24 protein-coding genes are annotated in these 26,387 nt (G+C 46.0%); 12 read left to right on the forward strand and 12 right to left on the reverse strand.

Translation table 11 applies throughout. The annotated features are described in order from the left end of the window. Positions 1-31 precede the first annotated feature (31 nt). The 4 genes from BC792_RS13410 to BC792_RS13425 are packed head-to-tail and all read left to right on the forward strand — an operon-like array spanning position 32 to position 3,679. Positions 32-991 (forward strand): Rossmann-fold NAD(P)-binding domain-containing protein, encoded by a 960-nt coding sequence (locus tag BC792_RS13410; protein ID WP_148909523.1) that lies wholly within the window; start codon positions 32-34, stop codon positions 989-991. Between the two features lie 14 nt (positions 992-1,005). Beyond that, complete coding sequence (argB, locus tag BC792_RS13415) at positions 1,006-1,800, forward strand: acetylglutamate kinase (protein ID WP_148909524.1); 795 nt, start codon at positions 1,006-1,008, stop codon at positions 1,798-1,800. Positions 1,801-1,809: 9 nt separating this feature from the next. Then, a complete protein-coding gene (proC, locus tag BC792_RS13420) occupies positions 1,810-2,610 on the forward strand; it encodes a pyrroline-5-carboxylate reductase (RefSeq protein WP_148909525.1) in 801 nt (266 codons plus the stop codon). Next, positions 2,603-3,679 (forward strand): M20 family metallo-hydrolase, encoded by a 1,077-nt coding sequence (locus BC792_RS13425; RefSeq protein ID WP_211357542.1) that lies wholly within the window; start codon positions 2,603-2,605, stop codon positions 3,677-3,679. The genes proC and BC792_RS13425 overlap by 8 nt, the downstream gene beginning before the upstream one ends. A 64-nt stretch (positions 3,680-3,743) precedes the next feature. Here BC792_RS13425 and BC792_RS13430 read toward each other — a convergent pair whose 3' ends face one another. Continuing rightward, on the reverse strand, positions 3,744-4,214 hold the full coding sequence (locus BC792_RS13430; protein WP_148909526.1) for an Lrp/AsnC ligand binding domain-containing protein: 471 nt from the start codon (positions 4,212-4,214) through the stop codon (positions 3,744-3,746). Positions 4,215-4,803: 589 nt separating this feature from the next. Then, positions 4,804-6,000 carry an IS110 family RNA-guided transposase gene (locus BC792_RS13435; RefSeq protein ID WP_148909527.1) on the reverse strand — a complete coding sequence of 399 codons (1,197 nt, stop codon included), beginning with the start codon at positions 5,998-6,000 and terminating at the stop codon, positions 4,804-4,806. A gap of 163 nt (positions 6,001-6,163) precedes the next feature. Here BC792_RS13435 and BC792_RS13440 point away from each other — a divergent pair, with 163 nt between their 5' ends. Next, positions 6,164-7,207, forward strand: coding sequence for a hypothetical protein (locus BC792_RS13440; protein ID WP_148909528.1), 1,044 nt, complete (start codon positions 6,164-6,166; stop codon positions 7,205-7,207). On the opposite strand, the gene ruvC is transcribed toward BC792_RS13440, so the two are convergent. Beyond that, positions 7,204-7,767, reverse strand: a complete 564-nt coding sequence (gene ruvC / locus BC792_RS13445; RefSeq protein ID WP_148909529.1) for a crossover junction endodeoxyribonuclease RuvC — start codon at positions 7,765-7,767, stop codon at positions 7,204-7,206. The two genes, BC792_RS13440 and ruvC, sit on opposite strands and share 4 nt — an antisense overlap. 124 nt (positions 7,768-7,891) lie before the next feature. Here ruvC and BC792_RS13450 point away from each other — a divergent pair, with 124 nt between their 5' ends. Further along, positions 7,892-8,875, forward strand: coding sequence for a lysylphosphatidylglycerol synthase domain-containing protein (locus tag BC792_RS13450; RefSeq protein WP_246155061.1), 984 nt, complete (start codon positions 7,892-7,894; stop codon positions 8,873-8,875). Then, positions 8,853-9,992, forward strand: coding sequence for a glycosyltransferase family 2 protein (locus BC792_RS13455; protein ID WP_246155064.1), 1,140 nt, complete (start codon positions 8,853-8,855; stop codon positions 9,990-9,992). Before BC792_RS13450 ends, BC792_RS13455 begins: the two co-directional genes overlap by 23 nt. Here the strand turns inward: BC792_RS13455 and BC792_RS13460 are convergent, their stop codons facing one another. After that, the gene (locus BC792_RS13460; protein ID WP_148909531.1) at positions 9,993-10,730 is read right to left on the reverse strand and encodes a lysophospholipid acyltransferase family protein; all 738 of its coding nucleotides are present in this window, start codon (positions 10,728-10,730) and stop codon (positions 9,993-9,995) included. 217 nt (positions 10,731-10,947) lie between these two features. Here BC792_RS13460 and BC792_RS13465 point away from each other — a divergent pair, with 217 nt between their 5' ends. Further along, positions 10,948-12,306, forward strand: coding sequence for an alpha/beta hydrolase family protein (locus BC792_RS13465; RefSeq protein WP_148909532.1), 1,359 nt, complete (start codon positions 10,948-10,950; stop codon positions 12,304-12,306). A gap of 147 nt (positions 12,307-12,453) precedes the next feature. Here the strand turns inward: BC792_RS13465 and BC792_RS13470 are convergent, their stop codons facing one another. Genes BC792_RS13470 through BC792_RS13480 form a run of 3 tightly spaced genes read right to left on the reverse strand, consistent with a single transcriptional unit; the run spans position 12,454 to position 14,431 of the window. Next, positions 12,454-13,164, reverse strand: a complete 711-nt coding sequence (locus BC792_RS13470) for an SDR family NAD(P)-dependent oxidoreductase (RefSeq protein WP_148909533.1) — start codon at positions 13,162-13,164, stop codon at positions 12,454-12,456. A gap of 2 nt (positions 13,165-13,166) precedes the next feature. After that, entirely contained in the window at positions 13,167-14,081 is a 915-nt protein-coding gene (locus tag BC792_RS13475) for a lysylphosphatidylglycerol synthase transmembrane domain-containing protein (RefSeq protein WP_148909534.1), read from the reverse strand. Positions 14,082-14,113: 32 nt separating this feature from the next. Next, complete coding sequence (locus tag BC792_RS13480) at positions 14,114-14,431, reverse strand: hypothetical protein (RefSeq protein WP_148909535.1); 318 nt, start codon at positions 14,429-14,431, stop codon at positions 14,114-14,116. Positions 14,432-14,582: 151 nt separating this feature from the next. Between BC792_RS13480 and BC792_RS13485 the strand changes: the two genes are divergently transcribed. The 3 genes from BC792_RS13485 to BC792_RS13495 all read left to right on the forward strand — a co-directional run bounded on the left by BC792_RS13485 (position 14,583) and on the right by BC792_RS13495 (position 17,704). Next, positions 14,583-15,149 carry a hypothetical protein gene (locus BC792_RS13485; RefSeq protein WP_148909536.1) on the forward strand — a complete coding sequence of 189 codons (567 nt, stop codon included), beginning with the start codon at positions 14,583-14,585 and terminating at the stop codon, positions 15,147-15,149. A 347-nt stretch (positions 15,150-15,496) separates the two neighbouring features. Beyond that, the gene (gene gmd / locus BC792_RS13490; RefSeq protein WP_148909537.1) at positions 15,497-16,648 is read left to right on the forward strand and encodes a GDP-mannose 4,6-dehydratase; all 1,152 of its coding nucleotides are present in this window, start codon (positions 15,497-15,499) and stop codon (positions 16,646-16,648) included. A 102-nt stretch (positions 16,649-16,750) separates the two neighbouring features. After that, positions 16,751-17,704 carry a PspA/IM30 family protein gene (locus BC792_RS13495; RefSeq protein WP_148909538.1) on the forward strand — a complete coding sequence of 318 codons (954 nt, stop codon included), beginning with the start codon at positions 16,751-16,753 and terminating at the stop codon, positions 17,702-17,704. A gap of 121 nt (positions 17,705-17,825) precedes the next feature. On the opposite strand, the gene BC792_RS13500 is transcribed toward BC792_RS13495, so the two are convergent. The 5 genes from BC792_RS13500 to BC792_RS13520 all read right to left on the reverse strand — a co-directional run bounded on the left by BC792_RS13500 (position 17,826) and on the right by BC792_RS13520 (position 26,108). Further along, the gene (locus BC792_RS13500) at positions 17,826-21,569 is read right to left on the reverse strand and encodes an ATP-binding protein (protein WP_148909539.1); all 3,744 of its coding nucleotides are present in this window, start codon (positions 21,567-21,569) and stop codon (positions 17,826-17,828) included. 182 nt (positions 21,570-21,751) lie between these two features. After that, positions 21,752-22,531 carry a succinate dehydrogenase/fumarate reductase iron-sulfur subunit gene (locus BC792_RS13505; protein ID WP_211357543.1) on the reverse strand — a complete coding sequence of 260 codons (780 nt, stop codon included), beginning with the start codon at positions 22,529-22,531 and terminating at the stop codon, positions 21,752-21,754. Positions 22,532-22,584: 53 nt separating this feature from the next. After that, on the reverse strand, positions 22,585-24,519 hold the full coding sequence (locus BC792_RS13510) for a fumarate reductase/succinate dehydrogenase flavoprotein subunit (RefSeq protein WP_148909541.1): 1,935 nt from the start codon (positions 24,517-24,519) through the stop codon (positions 22,585-22,587). 46 nt (positions 24,520-24,565) lie between these two features. Beyond that, the gene (locus BC792_RS13515) at positions 24,566-25,339 is read right to left on the reverse strand and encodes a succinate dehydrogenase cytochrome b subunit (RefSeq protein ID WP_148909542.1); all 774 of its coding nucleotides are present in this window, start codon (positions 25,337-25,339) and stop codon (positions 24,566-24,568) included. Between the two features lie 187 nt (positions 25,340-25,526). After that, positions 25,527-26,108, reverse strand: coding sequence for a porin family protein (locus BC792_RS13520; protein WP_148909543.1), 582 nt, complete (start codon positions 26,106-26,108; stop codon positions 25,527-25,529). 63 nt (positions 26,109-26,171) lie between these two features. Between BC792_RS13520 and BC792_RS13525 the strand changes: the two genes are divergently transcribed. Next, positions 26,172-26,387, forward strand: a complete 216-nt coding sequence (locus BC792_RS13525; RefSeq protein WP_148909544.1) for a hypothetical protein — start codon at positions 26,172-26,174, stop codon at positions 26,385-26,387.

Genomic DNA, 26,387 nt, shown 5'->3' on the forward strand with positions numbered 1-26,387 from the left:
GATGTAAGCACTAATGAATAATTAGACACATATGAAAAAATTTTTTTCCGTAGCGGACGTAGCTGATTTACATGGGGTTGTTCAGGAGGCGCTGTCGTTGAAAAGTTCGCCTCACGCCTTTGAGCACTTAGGTAAAAACAAAACATTGGGACTTGTTTTTTTGAATCCAAGCCTACGTACACGTTTAAGTACGCAGAAGGCGGCAATGAACCTTGGCATGAACGTCATGGTGATGAACATGGACAAAGACGGGTGGGCATTGGAAACACAGGACGGTGTAGTGATGGATGGAACGACAGTAGAACACATTCGGGAAGCGGCAGCTGTGATGGGCGAATATTGTGATATCCTCGGACTTCGTTCCTTTCCCGGGCTGAAAGACAGGGAAGCCGATTACACGGAGGACCTGTTTAATAAGTTTATCAGCTACTGCGGTGTCCCTGTTGTCTCGTTGGAAAGTGCGACACGGCACCCGTTGCAGAGTCTTACCGACCTTATAACTATTACAGAGCATAAAGCGGTGGAGAAGCCTAAGGTGGTCCTGGCATGGGCGCCTCACGTGAAAGCCCTGCCCCAGGCAGTTCCCAACTCGTTTTCAGAGTGGATGTGTAAAGCACAGGAACAGGGGCTCGTAGAGTTTACGATTGCCCACCCTATGGGATATGAGCTGTGTGAGGATTTTACGAAAGGGGCAAAAATAACGAACGATCTGGAAGAGGGATTGAGCGGGGCGGACTTTGTCTATGTAAAAAACTGGTCTTCTTATGTAGATTATGGTCAGGTTTATCCGGTGGCGCAAAGCTGGATGATGGACAATCGGAAGCTACAGATGACGAACAACGCCAAGGTTATGCACTGCCTGCCTGTGCGACGTGACCTGGAACTGTCTTCAGAAATTTTGGATGGTCCGAATTCGCTGGTAATTAAGGAAGCGGGGAACCGCGTCTGGGCTGCGCAGGTCGTCTTGAAACGTATGTTGGAAAATCTTTAGAGATACTTATAGCGATGGGAAGTGTGCTGAATATTATTAAGATAGGCGGAAATGTCATTGATGACGAGGAACAGCTTCAAAGTTTCCTCGAAAAGTTTGCGGCCCTGCAGGGAAAGAAGATTTTAGTTCATGGCGGAGGCAAGATAGCAACGAGGGTTGCATCGGGGTTAGGCATAGAGGCAAAGATGGTGAACGGGCGGCGGATAACAGACGAAGCCATGCTGGATGTCGTGACGATGGTATATGCTGGCTTAACCAACAAAAAAGTAGTTTCTTCGCTCCAGAAGTTCGGTTGTGATGCCGTGGGGCTGAGTGGGGCCGACGGCAATACAATTAAAGCCGTAAAACGGCCGGTGAAAGAGATTGACTACGGCTACGTAGGGGATATTTTGGTAGACTCGGTGAATCTGCTGAGCATAAAGAAATTTTTGGAGGCGGGCTTTACGCCGGTATTCTCGGCCATCACGCATAACGGACTCGGCCAGCTATTGAATACGAATGCCGACACTATTGCTTCGGCATTGGCGGTCTCGCTGTCGAAAATATTCGAAACGCGTTTAATTTACTGCTTTGAAAAGAATGGTGTCCTTCGTGATGTAGAGGATCCCAACTCGGTTATAAAGTCGATTCACGCAGATGAGTTTCAGCAGCTGGTAGACAGCGGTACTATTTACGAAGGAATGATACCGAAGCTGGAAAACGCCTTTCACGCTATTGGGAAAGGAGTCAAAAATGTATATATTGGCAATGCTTTAAACCTACATCTTTATCAACAGGGAGAGTTTGGCACTTGCTTATTGGGCAAATAAACAGTTAAGATGAGTAAAATAACAATAATCGGCAGCGGAAACATTGGTTTTTCCCTGGCCAAGGGGCTGGTGACGTCAGGTCAGTTTAAGCCGGACGATATTACGTTAACACGACGCAGCATTGCCGCGCTAAAGGAAGAGGCCGGATTAGGGTTTCGCGTGAGTGACAACAACCCGGAAGCATCGTCCGACGCCGATATTATCGTACTCGCCATATTGCCGCAGCAGCTGAAGAAAGTGATGGAAGAGCTAAAGCCGGTCGTACAGCCCACCCAGGTTATTGTATCGGTGGTGTCGGGTGTTAGCTGTGCCGACGTGAAGGCAATTTTAGGCCAGGACAAAATCGTGGTAAGAGCTATGCCGAATACGGCTATCGCCATCGGGCAATCCATGACCTGTATCGCCAGCGATGACGCGCCGGGCGAAAAGGTGGCTGTCGTTGAACGTCTTTTCGAGGCAGTAGGCTCAGTTGTTATCATTCAGGAAGACCTGATGACGTCGGCGACAGCCTTATGCGCATGTGGTATCGCCTTTTTCCTGCGCGCCATCCGGGCAGCATCTCAAGGTGGCGTTGAAATCGGTTTCCATGCCCATGACGCGCTGAAGATGGCAGTTCAAACGGCCAAGGGAGCTGCGGACCTGCTGTTGCAAACGCAAAATCATCCGGAAGGTGAAATTGACAAGGTTACATCACCCAAAGGATGTACCATTGCGGGTCTTAACGAAATGGAGCACTATGGCTTTAGCTCCGCCTTTATCAAAGGAATTAAACTATCGGCAAAAAAAGCGGGAGGGCTGTATAATGATTAATGACAAAGCCGCTATCGACATGCTTTACGACGATGCTTTGGGTCTGCTCAAGAAGCTTATACAGATTCCCTCCTTCAGCAGAGAGGAACAGGACACGGCAGATCTGCTGTGTCTTTTTTTTGATGAAAGACAGGTATCCTACCAGCGGGTCGGAAACAACGTGTGGGCATATAACAGGTACGCAGATGCGGACAAGCCCACTATTTTATTGAACTCGCACCATGATACCGTAAAACCTAACCCGGGATACACCCGGGATCCTTTTGCTGCAGTTATTGAGGAAGACAGACTGTACGGCTTAGGCAGCAACGATGCCGGCGGTTGCCTGGTGTCGCTTATCGCCGCCTTTCTTTATTACCATAAGGCCGAAGATCTGTCGTATAACCTGTGTTTGCTGGCGTCGGCGGAGGAGGAAATTTCGGGTAAGGACGGTATAGAAGAAGCTATCCGGCATACCGGACCGTTGGCCTTTGCTATTGTCGGCGAACCTACGCTGTTGAATCTGGCGGTCGCGGAGAAAGGCCTTATGGTCCTGGACTGCGAAGCGTACGGCAAGGCAGGACATGCGGCGAGAGAGGAGGGTGAAAATGCTATCTATAAGGCAATGGATGCTATAGGGTGGTTCCGTGGCTTTCAGTTTCCGAAGGTGTCGCCCTACCTTGGACCGGTTAAGATGTCGGTCACGGTAATAAATGCCGGCTCGCAGCATAACGTAGTGCCCGCGTCGTGCAAGTTCGTTGTTGACGTAAGGACGACGGAAATGTATAGCCATGACGAGGTTTTGGCAATCATCCGGGAGCACGTGCACGTCGACGTGAAGCCTAGATCTACGAGGCTCACGCCATCCACGATTCCGCTGGACCATCCCCTCGTACAGTCGGGAATCCGGCTTGGGGCCAGCACGTATGGAAGCCCGACGATGAGCGATCAGGCGTTACTGTCCGTGCCCTCATTGAAGGTCGGGCCCGGCGACTCTGCCCGTTCTCATATGGCAGACGAATTCATCTTTTTGTCGGAAATCAGACAAGGGATAATGTTCTATATAGACTTATTGGGAGGCGTCCTGTAGCTATGAATGATAGATAGGAGATGTGAGATCATGTTGCAATCTCACATCTCCTGTTTCACACCTCTTACAATGTGATTTGTCGTTTAATACTTTCTTCCAGGGAAATGATCGTCTCGGTGCGCTGTATTCCTGTTAAGGCCTGAATGTCTTCATTTAAAACTTTCCGTAAATGGGCGGTGTCCCGACATACGATTTTCGCGAACATGCTGTATTGCCCCGTGCAATAATGTAGTTCGACAACCTCTTTGATTTCACGCAGCTGTTTTACCGCGTCAGCGTATTGAGATCCTTTTTCGAGATAGATTCCCAGAAACGCGGTGATGTCGAATCCGACTTTTTGCGGGTTAATAATTAGCTCCGACCCTTTAATTATTCCGAGTTCTTCCATCTTTTTCATGCGAACATGGATTGTTCCGCCCGAAACTATTAGCTTTTTTGCTATTTCAGTGTATGGAATTGAGGCATCTTCCATTAAAATAGATAGAATTTGAACATCTAAATTGTCTAAATCGTAATTTGAATACTTTTTATCCATAAAAAATGGTGTTTTTGTTTAAAATTTTTACTCTTTTTTGTAAAATAACTAAAAATCAAATAAAGTTTGCAGATATTTTGAGAACATTTTATATTTGTATTAACAAAACGGGATAAAAGTTGAAAGTTTTGTTAACAAGGCATGTTACTTCCCTCAAAATAACATAGGTTTATAATTGGTTAGCGTAGAAGCTCCTCGCCCGGGGAGCTTCTTCCTTTTTGAACTACCGTTATACAAACCTGCTTATTTTTATTTTTTTTGTAAAAATACTAAGTATTTTTCGAATGTTATTTTATATTTTTCAAAAATAAGTCGAATTATTGTAAATGTTTTATTTTTACCGGCTTTCCTCTGGGCCCCTCGGCGTATTACGCACGGAAATTTCCGTATCTTTCCTCTATAAATTAACTATAAAACAGTCCCTTGCGCATTGGGATTTGCGATTTTCCTCTTCGAGTTTGGTCTACCAAAGTGTGGCATTAACTCATGCTTGTGTACTTATAGCCTTTTCAGGCATGTTGCATTGGCCAATTTAAAAACGGGGTCTTTTAGCCACCATAAAGATACCCGGCCTTTACGCAAAAAAATGTCATGGTTTAAGTTTCGCTATGCGTTCCATTTCCTTTTGGTGATACCGTATCCTTACATCTAGTTTGGCTGGTTCGTAGATCACCTGTAGTGCCGGATTATAAGGAGTTAGGTCTTTTAGGATATTCCATACAACAACGGATATTTTTCGTGCAATAGCGATCAGGGCCTTTTTCGAGGATTTTCTTATACTTAGACGGTTGAATTTATCTTTAAAATAGGAGCCTTTACAGCGGCTTGCCGCCCAGGCAACCTGTACCAGTATTGGCTTGAGATATCTGTTTCCTTTAGTGATCGCTGTACTTTTATATTTCCCTGCGCTTTCATCATTCTTTGGTCGTAATCCGACCCATCCGCTGAGTTTACCGCTGTTTTCAAAAACTTTCATGTCTGCGCCGGTCTCGGCGATGATCACAGCGGAACTGATACGGCTTACCCCGGGAATCGTCTTTAGCAGGGCACTCTGCCGTGGAAAATCACGTCTGCAGATGGCTTCGATCTTCTCCAGGTATTCGCCCGACTGCTTATTCAACAGGTCATATTCAGCTTTTGCCATCTGCAGGTTGAAGCGGTGGTGTTCCTTCATGCAGCCGGTCAGGGCCGATGCCAGCTTTCCGTTTTCTTTGTTCTTCTTACTGGCATAGACCAGTTTGCTAAATCTTGCAGGATCAGTTTCGCCTGCTATCAGCGCATCAATGACACTCAGCATACTTTTCCCTCCGATATCACTCACAAGACTACCCAAACGGATACCTGCCTGTACGAGGATATTGTCCATTTTGGTAAGCATGCGCGCTATCCGCTGCTGTAGCTTACCATAAGCCCGGGTATAGCTCCTGAGTTCCTGTATCCGCTCCCCGGGCACAAAACTCCCGGCAAGCATATCCTTGTGAAGCAGCTGGGCAATCCACTGTGCATCCTTTACATCGCTTTTGCGGCCGGGAAGCTGCTTGATCAGAAAGGGGTTCACCAGCATCAGATCAAACCCCATTTCACTGAGAATATTCCAGAACGGGATCCAGTAGATACTGGTGCTCTCCATGGCGACACGTTTCACATCTGAAGTTCTAAGGTATTCACCAAGCTTTCGAATGCTTGTACTGAAGGTTTCGAAAACCTCCACATCCGAGTAATGTTTTCCATCAAATACGGCACAAAAAATACTATCTTTGTGTACGTCAAGTCCTGCTGTTTTCATATGACTTTTTTTTATCAACATAAAGATAATCAGCAGGACTGACTTTTTTGGGGGGGGGCATCCCCTCGATTTTTATCCGCTTGTGTGTAATTAAAAAATTAAATGTAGATTTATAGGAGAAGCGTTGCCCTAGGCTGTGACGCACAGAAGGCAAGGGAAACATATGCAAATAGAAGATGTAACAATATCGCGGAAAAAGCCGGTATATCCGGTCGGTCCCGGATTGGCCAAATATCTTCGTATTTACCAGCGGGATGCTAAGCTGCCGGTATGTTATCGGGATCTGCTTGAGTTTACGGAGACGGTACCCGTCATGGATAAATACGGGAACGATACGTTCTGGGAGACGCCGCTGTATCCGCCTCATCTGCAGGATCGTCTATACGACGGGCTGAAAGTGGTGTACGCGATCTTGAAAGCGTCGGGAAATACGAAAATTGTACAGCACAAGATAATTGATCGGATCGAGTACTGTGCGTTCGGCAATACAAAGCCGTTCCGCATCCGTATTATCAACAGGCTAAACGATGTTTATGATTATTTTTATATCAAGAAGGCAGACGCCTCGCGTATTTATGGGCTCGAGCTCGAAGAAATTCTGTCCCCCAATCAGGTGAACTATCTGGTCGATCGTGACACGCTGGTTGAAGAACATATTGTTGGCATTCCGGGGGATGTATTCAGCAAAGGAGGTATCCATACCCCCGATTACAACCAGACCCGCATAGCAAAGGAATTCGTGAAATTTAATGAGCGTTGTATTATCTCCTTGCTGGGCGATATGCGGGCGTATAATTTTGTGATGCAGATCACGCCGGATTTTGATGATTTTCAATTCCGTATCCGTGCAATCGACTTCGATCAGCAGTTCTACGAAGGCAATCCTAAGGTTTATATGCCCCAGTATTTTAAGGAAAACCTGCCGTATGTGAAACTGGCAATGGAATACCTGAACGAAAAGACCGTTCTTCAATATCAGCAGGAGGAGCGCTCTTCTATAGTTCATCGGGTTAGGAGTGAGCGCCACCGGATCAAAGACCTCCGGGATGCGTCTCAGCTTCAGGAGCTATCCACGCCCGGAAACATACTTCGCCTGCGCGAGGGGTATGCAAAGTTTTATAACAACGAAGCTTATTTTAACTGCCGTACAATGACGGATATTGTAGAACTGAATGTGAAGAACGTTATACGGCAGGTTAAACTTTAGCGGATGCGTTTTTGATTCTCTTTGACAAAAGCAGCCCACCCTGAATAACCTTTAGATTCCACCGCGTTGTTTTGTTGGAAGGCATGGCATACGGCGACAGCGAGGCCATCCGTTGCATCTAAAAATTCAGGTGTTTCATTAAATTTCAGGATCGTCTTTAGCATGGCTGCGACCTGCTCTTTGCTGGCATTTCCGTTGCCGGTAACAGATTGTTTGATTCTGCGCGGAGAGTATTCTGCGATGGGTATGTCATAATTCAGTGCGGCGGCCATGGCAACGCCCTGAGCTCTTCCCAGCTTAAGCATGACCTGTATGTTTTTTCCGTAGAAAGGGGATTCCAATGCAACGTAGTCGGGTTTATATTCCTCGACCAGCGCCGAAGTTTTTTTGAATATGCGCTGTAGTTTGAGCGCATGGTCTTCCAGATGCCCCATCTTTACCACCCCCAATGAAACCAATGTCAGCTGCTGCCCTGTCTGTTTAATGACCCCGTAGCCCAGGATGGCTGTTCCGGGGTCGATGCCCAGTATAATTCTTTCCTTTGCTTTCTCTCGCTGCATGGTGCAATATTACGATTTTATGCTTGTATTAAATATGAAAAACTGTGAATGGGCATCGGTGGGAATTTATCACAGAAGGTTGCGTTAAGATTTCGTTAAAAATTAGTAACATTGTGCTTCGATTTTGAAACCATTGACAAAACAGCAGAAAAAATACTTAAACTTCGGGATCAAACTTGCGATAGTAGGTCTTGCAACGTGGTTTATCTTTACGAAAGTCAATAATCAGAAAAACCTTCGCGAGTTCCAGATGCTGCTGCAGGGCATCCAGCCTTGGGTAGTCCGCGGAACGTTGGCTGCGGTTATGCTGCTGATGCTGATGAATTGGGCACTCGAGGTTGTAAAGTGGAAATACCTGAGCCGGCGTGTAGAGCACATCGGGTGGTGGAAAGCCATAAAATCTGTCTTTTGTGGTCTTACCTGGGCGATTTTTACGCCAAATCGAATTGGGGAATATGGGGGGCGTGTGCTGTTGCTTAAGCCGCAGAACCGGGCTTCCGGCGCTGTGGCGATGGGTGTCGGCCTTTTTGCGCAGCTCGTGTTGACGAGCGTTTTCGGTGCGTTAAGTATTGCATGGTTTGTGTCTACCTTTTTACCCACGCCAGATTCCGTAAAATTTGGAATCTGGTTGTTGGCGATCATATATGCGGCGGCTTTTCTGGTGCTTTATTTCAATGTCCACTGGGTGGACGCTCTTGTAGGGAAGTTTGGGTTTTTAAAAACGATTAAACCTTTCTTCGCGGTTCTGGAAGATTTTAAGGCGCGCGAGCTACTGCATGTGCTTGTGTTGTCGCTGGCACGCTTCATCATCTTCACATCGCAGTATATCTTATTGATGTCGGTGTTCCTGCCAGAGATGCCTTTCCTGTCGATGGTGCTGATGATTTTTATCCTATTTTTCATCCAGTCGGCCGTGCCTTCGTTGGATATCTTTGACTTCAGCGTGAGAAGTTTTGTTGCGAGCAATCTATACAGCTATATCACGACACAGGACATTGCTGTTATGGCGATCGTGTCCTGTATTTGGTTTGTCAATCTTATTTTACCCGCGATCGTTGGGGCTGTTTTTGTTTTTAATGTGAACTATGTCGGCGGTAACAAGTCTTAATACATTTTTAATCCTGATGACGGTGATCTATATAGGGCTCGTTCTCTATATGCGGCGCGGTTGGTTCCTTATTCCGTATTTCAGAAGGACCGGGGAAGATGTAAAGACGCAGGTATCGGTATTGATAGCGGCCCGAAATGAGGAAGAAAATATCGGTAGAACAATAGAGGCGATATTGGCACAGACTTACCCGCAGAATCTGTTGGAGATCATTGTGGTAGACGATCATTCTACTGACCGGACTGCAGCCATCATTGCTTCTTATGCCGATAGAGGTGTCAGGTTGATTCAACTTAATGAGGGGGATAAGCTCAACTCGTATAAAAAACTGGCAATAAGCCGGGCCATCTCCGGGGCGACGGGCGAGCTGATTGTAACTACCGACGCCGACTGCAGGATGGGGCCGGAATGGTTGCTTACCATTGTTTCTTATTTTGAGCGGACCGGCGCCTATATGGTTTCTTCTCCTGTCATATACTCGGAAGAAAAAAGCTATTTCGAAAGACTGCAGACCCTTGAGTTTTTATATTTAATCGGCCTCGGAGCAGCGGGGATCGGAAATGGCAGTCCGACGACCTGCAATGGAGCGAACCTCGCTTACCGTAGGGATGTTTTCTATGAAATGGGAGGTTTTCGCGGCATAGATAATGTAGCGTCGGGCGACGACGAGCTGTTTTTACATAAGGTTGCCGAGCGTTACGCCGACAGAATTAAGTTTTGCAAGTCTATTGCAGCGGCCGTTTTTACGGACGCTAAACCTACGGTTTCTGCCTTCATCAGTCAGCGTAAGCGATGGGCCTCGAAAAGTACGAAATACAAAGATAAGCGTGTTGTATGGTTGGGTATCAGCATATGGGCATTCAATCTGGCGCTGGTAAGCGCAGCGGTACTCTTCTTCGTGTACCTTCCTGATGTCCACTGGCTCTTTGCAGCGGCTCTTGCCCTGAAAATATTCGCCGAATACTTATTTATCCGTCCGCTTTGCCGCTTTGCCGGCCGAATGGAGTTGCTGTGGAACCTGCCGCTACTGTCTTTTGCCCATGCCGTATATTTAGTATATATTGGCGTAGCGGGTAACGTAGGAAAATACGACTGGAAGGGTAGGAAGGTTCATTAATTACCCTTCTACCTGTACCCTAATCACTTCTTCCGCCTTTTTAACGATCTCTTCGGCGTTTAGACCGGTGGTGTCGATCGGATCCAGGACTTCCCAGCTCATCGATGTAAAGGGGCGTAAAGGAAACATGCCATATTTTACCATGAGATAAGAGCCTTTGATGGCGACGGGCACAACAAGCGCCTCCGGATTTTTCTTTAGTAAGGTAGCAATACCGCCCACCGAGAATGGTTTCATTTTGCCTGTTTTCGTTCTCGTTCCTTCCGGAAAGATAAAGGCCGACCAGTTTTTCATCTTCATATTGTTGGCAAGCTTTAGTATCTCTGCAATGGACTGCTTGGCGTCTTTCCTGTCTATATTAGCAGCGCCTCCGTGCACGAGGTTGAACGATATGCTCGGAATACCTGCCTGGGCCAATTCTATTTTAGAGATAAATTTTCCATGGAACCTACGCAGGAAATATATAAGGGGAGGAATGTCAAACGTACTTTGGTGGTTTGCAACAAAAATTATAGGACGACCGATGGGGAGCCTTTTGTTGTCGATAAAACGTGTTCGATTGAAAAGTGTATAGTTGCAAGCTACCAGAAAACCGTTCAAAATGTCCACGCTTTTTTTGTGCGCACGGTACCCGCCCAGTTTTAGGCAGAGCCATTGAATAGGGTGGAATACAATTAATGACAAAGAAAAGCACAGATAAAAAATCGGTGTAAGGATAAAGCCCAGTAGTTTTCTCATATTCTAAATTCTGCAAACATATATAAAATTGACTTTATATGCAATACGGCGGTATGCTACCACTGCGGGATGCATGCCCCGCATCATCGCCAGAGTGTACAGCTGACAGTTGTCGCTCGCCTAATTAAAAAATAATTGTATTTTTAAGAAATGGCGTAGGGGAGAAGTACGGGTTGTTGCGGTCGTTCTCTAACGCTAGTGGATATAATTAAATTTCATGGAACGGATATTATTAATTGTTTTGCTTTTTTTTCAGTCTTGTTTGGGATTTACACAGTCTTTTAAAGGGAGTTGGCGCGGCAGTATCGAGGTACAGGGTACGCAGCTTCCTCTCGTGTTTCATTTGACGGAGGATGATGGAGGCGCATGGCAGGGCAAACTGGTCAGCCCGGCACAGTCGTCAGCACATCTTCCGTTGAGCAAGGTGGAGGTCTTCGGCGATTCCCTCCGGCTGGCCGCGGCTTCGTTGGGTTTATCTTACACAGGACGGCGCGTGGACGATTCTACGATCAACGGTGTCTTCGCACAGGGACCTCTACGTGCACCGTTGACGCTACGGCGGTTTGTCGAAAAGGTACGTCTAAGACCGCAGACACCGGAGCCTCCGTATGGGTATGACACGCTCGATGTGGAATTTACCAACAGTTTCGACGGTACAACATTAGCAGGCACGGTTACAACACCACGTGGCAAAGGCCGTTTTCCGGCTGTCATCCTCGTCACGGGAAGCGGGCCCCAGGATCGGGACGAGACCATTGAAGGACACAGACCGTTTAAGGTGATTGCCGATTACTTAACCAAGCGCGGTATTGTGGTCTTACGCTATGATGAACGCGGGGTGGGGCAGTCGACGGGAAATTATACGAAAAGTACGATTGGCGATTTCAGCAAAGATGCGATCGCTGCAATAGACTTTTTGCGGGGGCAGAGCAAAGTTAATCCGAAGAAAATCGGTATTGTTGGCCATAGTGAAGGTGCGCTGATCGCTAAACTTATCGCAGGGCAGCAATCGGCGGAGCTAAATTTTATCGCCCTTCTCGCCGGGCCTGCTATTCCCATCGACTCTTTAATGGTGCTGCAGGCGTATGAAATCGGACGTTTGGGGGGCATGAATGAAAGGCAGCTGCAACAGGCAAAGGTGATTAATCGGAAAAACTTCGCTATTGTGAAAAGCGAACTGGGCGATGAACATGCCTATCGGCAGCTATTGGCAAATATGTCATCGATTATTCCGGAGCCCACGCAGGCCCAGAAAAACGAGTTTAGGATGATGGTTATGCCTTCCTACCGGTATTTTATGCGAATCAACCCCGTCCCGTTTATAAGTAAGATTAAGATACCGGTCTTTGCGGCGTTTGGGACAAAAGACATTCAGGTACCCTTTGCGGCAAACATGGAAAGTTTGACGGATAATCTACCGCCGAACCGTCAGAACCGATTACAGGTATACGAAGGACTCAACCATCTTTTCCAGAATGCAAGGACAGGCGCTATCAGCGAATATGCAGAACTGGAGGAGACCTTTGATACCGACGTGATGCGTGATCTGGCCGACTGGATACTAAGATTGAAGTAGCCGACAACAGCATTGTCCAGATGGCGGCACTTTTATTGAGGCCGAATAGCGCTTTTGTCGACTAAAACAGGCTTAAATGTCATGACGGTTCCTATCTGTGCGGAGTCGACGGTAGCCATGCCGGGGCATTTACCGTCTCCGGTTGATTTATGGTGTTGTTCCGGCGACAGGTAGGATCTTGCCGTTATAATATTTATGCCCATTCTGCGCGAAATCAGCAACATAGCGTCCCATTTCGAATGCGAGCGTGCCTGCCTCCAGGCCGGGAAAGGCTTTCTCGAACATCTCTGTCTGGGAGGAACCCAGCGCAAGGCAGTTGACTTTGATATTCCTATCCTTGAGTTCTTCGGCAAGGCATTCTGTTAATGTTGCCAAAGCGCCTTTACTTGCTGAGTAAGCAGACAGCCCGGCAAATTTTGCTGAGCCCTGATAACCGCCCATACTGCCGATATTTACAATATGACCACCATTTTTCATCATCGGGACGATATGTTTGATCATGTTTACATGCCCGAGCAGATTGGTCTGAAATACCTGTGCAAAATCTTCTAGCGACGTTTCCATAAAAGGCTTGTTGATCAGCACCCCCGCATTGTTGATTAAAACGTCGACAGTTTCGAACTTGGACTGTATGAATGGAACCAGGGAGTCCGGGTAATTGTCGTATACGATGTCAAACTGGGCGGGGTACAGTTTTCCGCCTTCGGGGTTCAGAGAGGTTGCAATTTCGTGCAGTTTGCGCAGTTTATCCGCTGAGCGTGCCAGGGCAATAACCTGATTGTCTTTATTTGCAGTTAAATCCAGGACTGACTCAAATCCAATCCCATTGCTTGCTCCGGTAATGATAATATTTGCCATAGTTATTCTTCGTTTTCTAGTTCTTTCTCAACTTCCGCAACGGATGGTAGCCGATCTGCGCCGAGACGTTGCGTTCTAAAAATATAGTATACACCCGTGGAGGCAACGGCTAGCGATATAGTGTAAAATATCAAGCTCATTAAAACGGCCAGGTGAGGGTCGAGCTGAAAATAGCGGGCGCCAAAGTCCATGATGGTTTCCCGCAGGCCGAGGCCGCCCAATATGGATGGTACAATGGCTACGAGCGACGACAGCAGGAAAATCAATAAATAGGGCGAAAATTTACCATCGAAACTTAGTGCATAAAGAATGGTAATTGCGCTCAAGGTCTGGAATCCCTGGACAGCCAATGCTTTTATGTGGGTGATTACAAAGCTGGACAAAAACTCCCTAAAGAAAAGGCGTAAAAAATAGACGTACGTCACCGTGCCGATAACAAGTGCACCGACGACGACAATGGGCGGAATGGCAAGACGGGGCATAAAGATGATGAGACATCCTGTGATGACTGATAGCGCCCACAGACCGCTGAGACGGTCGAAGAAGACCGCACTTAATACCCGTCGGCCCTTTACTGGATAATTCTTCTTTAAGAAGTAAATCTTATAACCATCCCCGCCGATTCCTCCGGGGAGGAAAAAATTATAGAGTAGCCCGAGTTGATAAAGCCGTAGGTTATAGCGTTCCGTAAGGTTTAAACCGATTACCTTCAGGAAGCTGTTTAATCGTGAAGATGCCACTAACTGCGATATAGCATAGAAAATCAGCGCCAGAAAAAGATAAAGCGGATTCGTTTTTTCCATCACCTCTTTTAAATCGTCCAGCGATATCTTTCTGGATACCCAGTATAGGGCGGCTACCGTGATGATTATTTTGAATCCGTTTTTTAGCGTAGACCAGTATTTGTTTTTCTTCATAGGAATCGTTGCTCCGACGGCAGCGGAGGCTGTTAGTGAAATATATGGAGGACTTTTACGTAGAACAGTACAAGGTACAGGCAGACGAACAATCCGGATAATGTAAGAAGCCAGTTGTATTCGATTTTGCCGTATTTGTGCCGTAATACTAGCGTAAGCAGTACAACAAATGTAAGTAACAACAGAAGTGGAGCGGCCACAGCCCATAAATTAGGAAAAGAAACCCGCTGCGCCATGATGGTTGGAGAGGTGAAGTAAGCGATGACGGGAAGCGCTATGAGCAATACCACGATCCGCACAACAGCTTTCGCAACAATTTTGCTTATGGTATGATTTTTGGGTAGACTCATCAATGCAAAGTTAACATTTCCTCTATAATTCTTAATCGTAGGGGAGATGACCATAAATTCCTTTTATATGCGAAGGTAAATATATTGCACATAAAAATGAATTTATCTAAGTTTGCGAATATACTTAAAATAGAAAACTAATTTTTACATTATGCGAAAACATATCTTGTCTGTATTCACGTTGGTAGCTCTTGTGCTCGTGTTGGCGTCGTGCGGCGCACAGCGTAAATCGCCGGTTGGGGGGAATAATGGAGCTTCTACGTCGGCGGGTGGCAGCGGACCTTCTGCTGCGCAGTGGAGAAGCGGCTTAAAAGGTAAATGGGTGTTGAACTCTGTTGATCGGGAGAACATCCCTTCGGCCTACACGGTTAAAAATATCTTTGATGAAGCTCCTGTGGAATGTTTTATTGGAAGCATATGGAACCTTCCGGGCGGAAACTACCGCGGAAGCATTACATTTAACGCGTCGGGTACGCTCTGTGCAGATGGTGCCGTTAGAACTATAGTCTGGTCTGTTTATGATGGGAGGACCGAGGGCGTGCATCCGCAGTTCCAGTTTAAAAAAATATATTCGGGAGAGAAGGCTGCGAATGTAACCAGCGGATATCGCCTGAACCTTTCGTACTCAGATGGTCAATCGCTGGTGATGCGCATGCCGATTCCATTGGATAACGGTACAGGCAACCTCGTATTTAACTTCACGAGAGCAGAACAGTAAATCTCCCATACCGGAGTATAATAAAAAAGCCACTGTAGTGTATAACTGCGTGGCTTTTTTTGCTGTTGGCCCCCCACCAGTCTTTTTAACCCGCTCCAGAACAGCCGTAGTGCTTTATAGAGCCCCATTATAGCCTGAAAGTCCAGATACGCGTCCTGAGTCTTTGACAATAGCTGTACCGTACCGAGCCTGCCGAAGTGCTCAGCCCGACAACGTTGCTCCGGTTTGTCTATTCTATTGTAAGCTTAAGGCCCGCAATGCAGCCTTTTTTCAATAACAGATTTTGTCATGCAGCGCTATGTAGTTAAACTCCCAAATATTTTTAAATTTGTCTTATATTCAAAAATATGGACGCAAGGAAACCCAAGGTCGCTTTTGTAACGGGAATAACCGGGCAAGACGGAGCATATCTCGCAGAATTTTTACTGAGAAAAGGTTATATCGTTCACGGTCTAAAAAGGCGTTCGTCGCTTTTTAACACAGACCGTATAGATCACCTATATCAGGACCCTCACCTAAGCCAGCGAAATTTTATTTTGCACTATGGCGACTTAACGGACTCGAGCAACTTAATCCGTATCATACAGGAAGCTCAGCCGGACGAAATCTATAACCTCGCGGCCCAGTCGCATGTGAAGGTCAGCTTTGACGCGCCCGAGTATACGGCGAACGCTGATGGAATCGGTGCTTTGCGTATCTTGGACGCCGTGCGTCTGCTGGGGCTGACACAAAAAACGAGAATCTATCAGGCGTCTACTTCGGAGCTGTATGGACTGGTGCAGGAGGTGCCGCAGCGTGAGACCACTCCTTTTTATCCGCGCAGTCCTTATGCGGTAGCTAAGCTATATGGTTACTGGATTACGGTGAACTATAGAGAAGCTTATAATATGTATGCATGCAACGGCATTCTGTTTAATCACGAAAGTCCTGTGCGGGGCGAAACTTTTGTGACCCGGAAAATTACGCGTGCGGTGGCCAAGATAGCGCTGGGATTGCAGGACAAGCTCTATCTGGGAAATCTTTCGGCGAAGCGCGATTGGGGACATGCAAAAGATTACGTGGAAGCCATGTGGTTGATCCTTCAGCAGGAGCAGCCGGAAGATTTTGTAATCGCGACGGGCATTACAACAACTGTCAGGGATTTTGTTCGGATGGCTTTCGCGGAACTCGGCATCGAAGTGGAGTTTAGTGGAAAAAATGAAGCGGAAAAAGGCGTGATCATAGATCGCGACGAAGAGCGGCTTGCGGCTCTTGATATTCCCGCCGAGAACGTCAAGCTGGGGCAAACTGTGGTTAAAATCGATCCACGCTATTTCCGTCCGACGGAAGTCGACCTGCTCGTTGGAGATCCGTCAAAGGCAAAGGCAAAACTGGGATGGGAACCCAAATATACGCTGCCTATGCTAGTCAGTGAAATGGTGGATAGTGATCTGCAACTGATGCGTAAAGAGGAATACCTCAAAAGAGGAGGCTTCACCACCTTGAATTATTTCGAATAACGCACTCCTATTGTGGTAAGAGTCGGACTTGGAATAGTTTTTGTTATGGTAACATGTTGTTAATAATAATGTTACTTTGTAGCACTTACGTTTAAAAGGATAATGTACAAACAAGAAGATATTGAGAAAGTAGAACCTTACGATTCGGCGAAAGCTTATCATGAAGAACCCCCCAAGCGGAACAATTCGAAAATTTACTTTTTCATCATAGCAATCGCGGCGCTGCTGGCCACTAACATATATTTTTACGTAAAATTTAAATCTTCTGGGGAGAAGCTTTATACTATGGCTATCCAGAAGCAGGATCTGCAGACAGAAATAGACCGTATAGAAGCGGAGCTTGATAACCTTATTGCTCTCAGAGCGGCTGATACCGATGCCTCGTTAGAGGCCTCCGAACAACGGGCCAGAGAAGCAATCAGTGTATTAAGATCGAAGCTGGAAACGCAGACTATTACCGAAGAAGACATCCTCATTGCAAAAAGAGAGGTGGCAAAACTAAAAGACGATGTGTCCGGCTTACGGACGGCCCTTAACGAACTCAAGATGCGAAACGAACTTCTGCAACGGGAAAATGCAAATCTTTCTGATCAGGTTTCGTCGACGGGTAAACAGGTCGATGTCCTTTCCCAGGAGAATAGCAGGTTGAAGGATAAGGTGGTGGCTGCTTCTGCATTGAAGGTTTCAAATATGCAGGTTAACGGCGTGTCGGTCTCAAAGAAAGGCAAGATCGAGACGGAGTCCAGAGCAAGACGGGTAGAGCAGCTACAGATCTTGTTTTCCATTGCAGATAACACCTTGGCTAAAGTTGGAGACAAAGAGGTCTTCGTCCGGATAATTGATCCGGTAGGCAATTTATTCGGCGACGCGAACAATATCTTTTATGTACACGGCGAGAAATTGCAATACACATTTAAAGATGTGATAAACTTCAGCAACAATGGAGAGGAATACCAGTTTCTCTGGCCGTTGGATAAGTTTCGTAAAGGGGCGTATACCGTCTTATTATATAACGACAACGCTATTATGGGCCGCGGAGGAGTTGTTCTGAAGTAGGCGAAACTTAAGAGTATATACGTGTAATACCTTGGAAAACATGTGATAAGAGCAGCGCTGATGGCGTTGCTCTTTTTTTTGATCAATGGTTTTTAGAAATACGGGAAAGCAAAGCGGGCACCTAGGGTCTATAGATCGGCAGTGTGATAATAAATGTGGTGCCGGTATTCGCTTTGGTAATAAATTCAATCTTGCCACCTATGCCCGTTACGGTCTGTTTGACGAACGCCAATCCGAGCCCCGTCCCCGAACTTTTTGTCGTAAAATTAGGTTTAAATATATTTGGAATTACCTCCTCGGAGATGCCATATCCATTATCCTGGATATGTATCTGGACAAAACCTTTGTCCTTATAGCTCAAAGTTACACTAATCCGTGTTTTTTTTCGGCCCACAGCTGCCTCGATGGCATTTTTGAACAGGTTATTGAAAGATCTTAATATCTGGTCGTGGTCGCCAAGGATATAGATGTTTTTCTCGTTGGTTTCGTTGATTAGGATAATAGACGTGTTCGATGAGTTGTTAAAGAGGTTCATCACCTTCAATATCTCTTCGACGAGGTTGATCTTGACGAGGTTGGTTTCCGGAAGTTTGGCAAAGGCCGAGAACTCGGTCGCAATTTTCGACAAGCTGTCGATCTGCTCGATGATCGAATTCGATATCCGGTGGAAGCGTTCGGCAAACCGCGAGTCGCCTTCGTTGTAGGAGCGCACCAGCTGCTGAATGCCCAGCTTCATCGGTGTCAGCGGGTTTTTAATTTCGTGGGCGACCTGCTTCGCCATCTCGCGCCATGCCTTTTCCCGCTCGGCATCGCGAAGTTGCTTCGCACTCTCTTCGAGCTTGATCAACATGTAGTTATATTCTTTTATCAGCATTCCGATCTCGTCATTCCGTTCCCAATATAAGGGCTCGTTAATCTTGTTGGAAAGCTGCGTCTCGGCGAGCTTCTGCCTGACGATATCAAGCGGCTTTGTAATTTTGCTGGACAGTGCCACCGCGATAAAGCCAAACAGGATAATGATAAAGGTATAAATGTTTAAGATGGTATTCAAAAGCAGGTTCTTGCTGGCCGTTGCGTCTTTCTCCGTGGTATAATAGGGGATGTTTAGATACGCAACGGTCTTGTATTCTTCGTTCTTTATGGCCGCATATGCCGACGAAAACCGGAAGTTCGAAATCTGCTCCTGCTCATATGCCTCAGACTTCCGTAGGACGGCGAGCTTGTTGAGGGCAGTCGGATTGATATATTCCGAAACGAGCTTAAGATCAAAGATCCGAGGCTGGGAGGAGTACAGAAGCTTTCCCGACTTATCGTATAGGTTGAAATTCGTCAGCGTAGACGGGGCCATCTCTTTCAGCATCCCGACCAGCTTGCTTTGAAATCCATCGCCTTGGCTCCCTAAATTGTTTTCCAGTTTTTTTGTGACCTCTGCAATCTCCTTCAGCCTATTTGCGGAGGTTGTTTCTTCCAGCTGCCGGTTTATACTAATAAATGCAATTGCTCCCGAGATCAAGATACCCAATAACACCGACATGATAACGAGCGTCTGTATCCGTGTACTGTATTGTACACTGTTGAAAAGCACCCTGAAATGGTAGCGGATGCGGTTCCAGCGGAAAGACTTATCAGAGAATGTCGTGACGAGGTAGTTGGTGATGTTGAATAAGCCAAAAAATGTCAGGAGAACAATAAAAACAATTGAACCTAAGGCAAGGTATTCCCACAGCGTTGTTTTCTGTTTACTGAATATGATGGTCGTATACTGATCTGGTCTGTACGCGAGATGTAAGAAGCTATCGTTCTCTTTAATGTTTATATACTGTCTCAGCTCATTCGGAATCTGGATGTCGTTTTCGGGATAGTTATACGTTCCGTATTGGGTAACCAGATTATTACCCTTGTATAACGCATATGAGTTGTTGCGGAACGCGTCCAGCTGCCAGCTGGATGTTTTGTTGTCGGACAGCACGTCCGGATAGGGCAGGAGGGTGCTGTAGGAGAGATTTTTTAAATTTAAATAAATATGATACGACTTGTCCGGAGCGTTTTCATACGGTACGGAAAGGTGGGTGAAGTACTCGTGCGTTCCCAGTTCGCTTCGTAGGCGGTAGAAGTTGCTGGTGAAGGGAATCTTGATCGCGCTTTTGATAACCTTTTCGCGGTATTCAGCTGCCTTGTCTACGGGGTAGTCTTCTAAGGGAAGCCCTTCGTTGTCATAGTAATAAGCCTGGAATTCGAACTTGGATAAGTAGCCGCTTAAATACCGTGTTTTGATGTAGTCCGTGATATAATCAATATCCGGCCGCTCCCGATTCAGGCTTAGCAGTTTCTCCAGCTTATAGTCTTCGTTGATGTTCTTTTCAAGATCTATAAAGAGAGATACGGCGTTTACATCGTCTTCGGCCAGCAGGTGCGATATCGACTGCTTCATGCCGTCGATCTTTTTGATGCTGTTGTAATGGTTATAGGATATCACCGAAATGCAGGACAGCAGCAGAACCGTTGTAATAAAAATTGACAGGCGATAAGGAGTCGAGAAATTATACGTTTTGTAGGTTCTTAAAAACACGAGAATCCCAAAAAGGATACAGAAAAATACGTTGAATCCTATGATCGCGGTGAATATCAATGCGACCACGAGACAGATCAGTTCGATGTTCAACATCAGCGTAATGTTGTTCAGAAAATAGCGTACCATCTGTACAATGCTATCGGTGTAGAGCACCAAGGTAGCGACGTTGAAACAGAACAGGATGATGCATAGCCAGCCATAGAGGCCGAGATTCAATATTTTGGTGAAATCGTTCTCGTAAAGAGGGGAGTGGGTGAGCAACGTGCCTAAAAAATAATACATCACCTGCGCGGCAACGTACAGACTGGCCATTCCCAGAATTGAGATAACGACGGAGCAGTTTTTTTTTCGGGTCCAGGCGGGTACGGGCAGGTAGTTTTGCACTATTCTAACAAAGCATATTAACCAAAATATACTACCGGTGGTCATCAGATAAGACCATATGTTTGGAAGAAACTCGTTGTAGGCATAATACTTTGGATCGAACAACTCCAAACTGGAATGGATGGATAGCCAGTTCGATTTCAGATCGATGTAACGCACAAGTATCAGGACGGCGGTAAAGAGCAAAACGCTGAGCCAGGCATGGTCTTTCTTTGCAAAATGTAGGCAGACGCTGTTAGTCAGAACGACTATACATATCAACGCTGCCACCCAGCAAAAAAACTGTAAGGTGATATAAATGTTATCTTTCTTACCGCTGATCAGTTTGATCGAGAAGAGGTAGTTATTGTCCTTGCTGTAGATATTTCGGATATTTCCGTTATCGTCGTATTGGGCAATCTCCACATTTTTGACGTCGATGGTTGGAAGAAAGCTGTTCGTCAGATAGGAATTAACCGTTTCGAAGTTTCGCTTGATTGGAACCATCGCTACAACGGATATGCCGTTCCCGAGCAGTTTTTTCTTTACGAGGAACGATCTGTTTTCGGATTGAAGGTAGGAGGTGTTATTTCTTAGACCGACATCCGTGACCGGAACATAGATGTTGGTGGACCAGTGCACCAGCTGATTGTTTCGGTATACATAGAAGAAGATGAACTCCTTAGCAATGTCGTCGGTAAGTTTTGCTATTTGTACAGGATATTTGTCGACGTTCTGAAAGGTTTTTAGCGTGAGACTGTCCTGCAGTATCTCGTCTATTCTATCTTCAAACCGGTGAATACTTTTCGTGAGCTTTTTTTCGTCCAGTCCAAGCATATCCTCGTCCGAAATCGTGAAATGGATCGTGACAGCGGTCCCGACCAAAGAGAGCGTTAAAACTAAAAGCAGGAATCGAATCTTCGTTAACATGTATTCCTCTGACTACCTAAACTGTAAACTTAGATAAATTTGGCCTTATATCCAATACAAATAGCTTCGGATAGGCCGTGTAAGATTTGCCCGTATGCCCGATTACCAGAGCTACTTAAAGAAACAAAAAATCCCCGTGCAGGTTTTGACGAGGATTCTTTGTTTTATAACGTTTTTTGCATTTAATTGTGGGTATGTACATCTTCTTCGCGGAAGAATTTCGCTGTGAAATATTCACGGTTCATTCTTGCGATGTTCGATAGCTTGATACCTTTTGGACATTCTGCTTCACATGCTCCGGTATTTGTACAGTTACCGAATCCTTCTGCGTCCATTTGGTCTACCATAGCCTGTGCCCGTTCGTAGCGCTCTGTCTGTCCTTGCGGAAGAAGTGCAAACTGAGAGATCTTCGCGGACACAAATAACATGGCCGACGCATTTTTACATGCTGCCACGCAAGCTCCGCATCCGATACATGTAGCAGATTCAAAGGCCTCATCAGCGATACGCTTCGGAACAGGAATAGCGTTGGCATCAGGTACGCCACCTGTGTTGACGTTTACATATCCGCCAGCTTGCTGGATACGGTCGAAGGCTGTACGGTCTACGGCCAGGTCTTTTAGTACCGGAAATGCCGCTGCACGCCAAGGTTCGATCACTATGGTTTGCCCGTCGTGGAACGAGCGCATGTGAAGCTGACAGGTCGTGATGCCGTATTTCGGTCCATGGGGGCGTCCGTTAATCACTAGCGAACACATGCCGCAGATACCTTCGCGACAATCGTGGTCAAAGTAAATAGGATCTTCTCCTTTGCGGGTGAGGTCTTCGTTTACAACATCAAGCATTTCCAGGAATGACATGTCATCAGCAATGTCGTTCGCTTGAATTGTCACAAACTGACCTTTGGATTTATCATTTTTTTGACGCCAGACTTTTAGCGTTAAATTCATATGTTGTGCCATGATAATATTGTTAAGTAATGACAAGTAAGCAAGCACGCTTGCTTACTCTACTACTATTTATAACTTCTTTGTGTTAATTTAACGTTTTCGAAAACTAACTCTTCTTTGTGTAAAACTTCAGGCTGGTCTTCGCCTTTAAATTCCCAGGCTGCTACATAAGCGAAGTTCTCATCGTCGCGTTTAGCTTCTCCTTCTTCGGTCTGGGATTCAAGGCGGAAGTGGCCACCACAGGATTCGGCGCGGTTCAAGGCGTCATCAACCATCAATTCGCCTAATTCCAGGAAGTCAGCTACGCGGCCTGCTTTTTCCAATGACATGTTAAGCTCTTCATTTTCGCCCAACACCTTAACGTCAGACCAAAACTCTCTCTTCAGGTTCTGAATCAGTCCCTTTGCTTTTGTCAGTCCTTCCGCGGTTCTCGCCATACCACAATATTCCCACATGATCTTTCCAAGCTCTTTATGGATATCGTCTACCGTTTTTGATCCTTTCAGGCTAAGGAGGGTATTGATTCTGTCTTCAACTTCCTTGCGGGTCTGCTCGAATGCGGGGTGATTTTTGTCTACCGGCGCGAAGGAGCCTAGGTTTGCGAGGTAATCCCCGACAGTATAAGGAATAACGAAATATCCGTCAGATAAGCCTTGCATTAAGGCTGAAGCGCCCAGACGGTTCGCACCGTGATCGGAGAAGTTACACTCGCCAAGCGCGTAAAGCCCAGGAACAGTCGTCATGAGATTATAATCGACCCAGATACCGCCCATGGTATAGTGCACCGCTGGGTAGATACGCATAGGCTGCTCGTAAGGATTCTCGTCGGTAATTTGATAATACATATCAAATAGGTTTCCGTATTTCGCTTCTACAGTATCTTTTCCTAAACGCTTAATGGCGTCGGCGAAGTCTAAGAATACTGCAACGCCGGATTTACCAACACCACGACCCTCGTCGACCATCTCTTTTGCGTTACGTGAAGCGACGTCACGAGGTACAAGGTTTCCGAATGACGGATATTTTCTTTCCAGGAAGTAATCCCTGTCTTCTTCTTTAATATCGGCAGGCTTCAGTTCGCCTTTACGCAGTTTGGCAGCAAGCTCCTGTGTTTTGGGAACCCATACGCGGCCGTCGTTACGTAGAGACTCTGACATCAATGTCAGTTTCGACTGGTGATCTCCTGTAACAGGAATACATGTCGGGTGAATCTGTGTATAACATGGGTTGGCAAAGAATGCTCCACGTTTATGCGCGCGCCAGGCCGCGGTCACGTTACAGCCCATAGCGTTGGTAGATAGGAAGAACACGTTACCGTAGCCTCCGGTACACAATAATACCGCGTGTCCTTCGTGTGCTTCTACTTTACCGGTTACTAAATCTCTCGTGATAATACCACGCGCGTGTCCATCGATCTTAACAAGATCTAACATTTCGTGCCTGGTGTATGACTGTACTTTGCCTTTCTTAATTTGACGGTTTAATGCCGAGTATGCGCCCAGTAGCAGCTGCTGTCCTGTTTGACCCCGTGCATAAAACGTACGGGACACCTGTGCACCACCGAAAGAGCGGTTGTCCAATAGACCTCCGTATTCGCGGGCGAAAGGCACCCCCTGAGCGACACATTGGTCGATGATATTGACAGACACCTCTGCCAGACGGTACACGTTAGCCTCTCTTGCACGGTAATCTCCTCCTTTGATTGTATCGTAGAATAGACGGAATACCGAGTCGCCGTCATTTTGATAATTTTTCGCGGCGTTGATACCTCCCTGCGCAGCGATGGAGTGCGCACGGCGAGGAGAATCTTGGTAGCAGAAGGTCTTCACATTGTAGCCTAGTTCTGCCAAGGAAGCTGCTGCTGACGCTCCAGCCAACCCTGTACCCACGACGATTATCGTAAACTTACGTTTGTTGGCTGGGTTGACCAACTTCATTTCAAATTTATGTTTTGACCATTTCTCCGCTAACGGGCCTGCTGGTACTTTTGAATCTAACATATTTAAATACTTTATATTTAACAGATATGAGTATATATCCTAAATATTATTTAACGAAATAGAAATATAGGGGCATTAGTGCGAAAGCCACAGGAATGATGACTCCGAATACCCAAACACCCAGGAATTCGATCAAGGGTACATATTTTTTGTGCGACACACCCAAGGTCTGAAATGCAGACTTGAAGCCGTGTATAAGGTGAAACGAAAGGGCTATCATCGCAATGACGTAGAAAATAACCAGGCCGAGGTTCTGGAAAGCAAAATCAACCTGCTTATACAAATCGCGCGCTTTCACAATTTCGACGTTGTCTTCCACAGTAACCTGATAGTCCCTGAAGTCGGCCGCATCGAGTTCCTGTGATGTCGTCTTTCCCGTAGCCAGGTCTGTGCGGTACTCGATGTACGGCACCTGGTCGTTATGGTACTTCCACCAAAAGTTCTGCATGTGCGTTGCGAGGAAAACCAAAATAACCGTTCCTAAGATCCCCATATTGCGGGAACTCCATTTACTATTCGCCTTTCCGTCGAATTGCGCATAGCCAATCGGGCGGGCAGCTCTATTCTTTAGTGTCAATACCAAAGCGTAGATTGCGTGGATAATAATAGAGGCATAAAGTAGATAAGAAACTACCTTAATGGGGGTGAAATGTGTCATGAAATACGCATAGTTATTGAACGCGTACCCCTCGTCATTTTTAAATAACTGCAAGTTACCAATCAAGTGAACTACTAGGAATGTACATAGGAAAATTCCCGTTAAGCTCATGATTAGTTTTCTTCCTAGTGAAGAACTTAAAACTGGCTTTGAATTACTCATTATCCTTGATATTTTATTTGATTCGCAAATCTATTTATTTGTTAACAGAAATCTGACAATCGGCAATAAAAACAGGCAATTTAGAACGTTTCTAATCAAAAAAAGCCTTGCCGGAGAAACTCCATGCAAGGCGTTGTAATAAGGTGTTTTGCGTTTCGTTAGCGAGCCGCAATTAAGTTGTATTTTTTTATAAGAAGGAGAAACCGACACCGATGGTCCACATCCTGATTTTTTGATTGCCTGTTTCGTTGAGGTTGGTCAGGCCATGCTCGTAACGCAGATCCACTGTAAAACTGCTGATGTCGGCACCGATGCCGCCGATGATACCGGTGGAATTCTTTTTATATGCGTCCCAGTTGGTAGCTTCGCTTAGATTGACTACTTTACCATCCTGAGCAAATGAGAAAACCGGTCCGGCCTGTATGCGGGCACCGATAGGGCCTATTCCGATTCTAGTTCCCAACAGGATAGGAACATCCATACTTTTAAATGTTGCATCTCCTTCTTCTCCATTTTCTAACGAGATACCTGCCTTTTTACTCGCGTAGTAAACTTCGGGCTGTACGTGGAATCCGGCGATGCCTACACGGCCCCAAGCACCCAATTGGAACCCTGTTTTCGTATCTGAGTTAAGAAATCTTCCTTCGGAGCGCAGACTGGAGAAGCCTAATCCGCCCTTTAATCCCACTTTAAATGTAGGGAATAATTGTGCCTGCGAAATACCGATAGCGGCAATCAAACAAATTAAAGTAAGTATAGATTTTTTCATATGAAAAATATTTATTTATTTTAATAACTACAATAATAACGTATTTGTTTTAATAATCGATATATGAGCTCACTAAAAATATCAGAAACCGAATGGGAAGTGCTGAAGATAAAATTACAGCGTAAATATAATCATCTGACGCCCGAGGATCTAGCTTACGCTGCTGGTCAGGAAGAAGATCTTCTGCAAAGGCTTGCTAAACGTTTGCGCAGGGACAGGGATTATGTTGTCTTCACCCTTTCGAAAGAATTAAATGATCTCACCTCGAACCGGCTATAA

The organism is Sphingobacterium allocomposti, assembly GCF_008124885.1.
Taxonomy (GTDB): Bacteria; Bacteroidota; Bacteroidia; order Sphingobacteriales; family Sphingobacteriaceae; genus Sphingobacterium; species Sphingobacterium allocomposti.

Bases quoted from the DNA above. Each gene is read 5' to 3' on its own strand.
- proC (WP_148909525.1), top strand. From the start codon at position 1,810: ATGAGTAAAATAACAATAATCGGCAGCGGAAACATTGGTTTTTCCCTG.
- BC792_RS13440 (WP_148909528.1), top strand. From the start codon at position 6,164: ATGCAAATAGAAGATGTAACAATATCGCGGAAAAAGCCGGTATATCCG.
- BC792_RS13470 (WP_148909533.1), bottom strand. From the start codon at position 13,164: ATGGCAAATATTATCATTACCGGAGCAAGCAATGGGATTGGATTTGAG.
- BC792_RS13460 (WP_148909531.1), bottom strand. From the start codon at position 10,730: ATGAGAAAACTACTGGGCTTTATCCTTACACCGATTTTTTATCTGTGC.
- BC792_RS13520 (WP_148909543.1), bottom strand. From the start codon at position 26,108: ATGAAAAAATCTATACTTACTTTAATTTGTTTGATTGCCGCTATCGGT.
- argB (WP_148909524.1), top strand. From the start codon at position 1,006: ATGGGAAGTGTGCTGAATATTATTAAGATAGGCGGAAATGTCATTGAT.
- BC792_RS13525 (WP_148909544.1), top strand. From the start codon at position 26,172: ATGAGCTCACTAAAAATATCAGAAACCGAATGGGAAGTGCTGAAGATA.
- BC792_RS13515 (WP_148909542.1), bottom strand. From the start codon at position 25,339: ATGAGTAATTCAAAGCCAGTTTTAAGTTCTTCACTAGGAAGAAAACTA.
- BC792_RS13480 (WP_148909535.1), bottom strand. From the start codon at position 14,431: ATGAGTCTACCCAAAAATCATACCATAAGCAAAATTGTTGCGAAAGCT.
- BC792_RS13455 (WP_246155064.1), top strand. From the start codon at position 8,853: ATGTCGGCGGTAACAAGTCTTAATACATTTTTAATCCTGATGACGGTG.
- BC792_RS13495 (WP_148909538.1), top strand. From the start codon at position 16,751: ATGTACAAACAAGAAGATATTGAGAAAGTAGAACCTTACGATTCGGCG.
- ruvC (WP_148909529.1), bottom strand. From the start codon at position 7,767: ATGCAGCGAGAGAAAGCAAAGGAAAGAATTATACTGGGCATCGACCCC.
- BC792_RS13485 (WP_148909536.1), top strand. From the start codon at position 14,583: ATGCGAAAACATATCTTGTCTGTATTCACGTTGGTAGCTCTTGTGCTC.
- gmd (WP_148909537.1), top strand. From the start codon at position 15,497: ATGGACGCAAGGAAACCCAAGGTCGCTTTTGTAACGGGAATAACCGGG.
- BC792_RS13510 (WP_148909541.1), bottom strand. From the start codon at position 24,519: ATGTTAGATTCAAAAGTACCAGCAGGCCCGTTAGCGGAGAAATGGTCA.
- BC792_RS13475 (WP_148909534.1), bottom strand. From the start codon at position 14,081: ATGAAGAAAAACAAATACTGGTCTACGCTAAAAAACGGATTCAAAATA.
- BC792_RS13425 (WP_211357542.1), top strand. From the start codon at position 2,603: ATGATTAATGACAAAGCCGCTATCGACATGCTTTACGACGATGCTTTG.
- BC792_RS13505 (WP_211357543.1), bottom strand. From the start codon at position 22,531: ATGGCACAACATATGAATTTAACGCTAAAAGTCTGGCGTCAAAAAAAT.
- BC792_RS13410 (WP_148909523.1), top strand. From the start codon at position 32: ATGAAAAAATTTTTTTCCGTAGCGGACGTAGCTGATTTACATGGGGTT.
- BC792_RS13500 (WP_148909539.1), bottom strand. From the start codon at position 21,569: ATGTTAACGAAGATTCGATTCCTGCTTTTAGTTTTAACGCTCTCTTTG.
- BC792_RS13465 (WP_148909532.1), top strand. From the start codon at position 10,948: ATGGAACGGATATTATTAATTGTTTTGCTTTTTTTTCAGTCTTGTTTG.
- BC792_RS13435 (WP_148909527.1), bottom strand. From the start codon at position 6,000: ATGAAAACAGCAGGACTTGACGTACACAAAGATAGTATTTTTTGTGCC.
- BC792_RS13430 (WP_148909526.1), bottom strand. From the start codon at position 4,214: ATGGATAAAAAGTATTCAAATTACGATTTAGACAATTTAGATGTTCAA.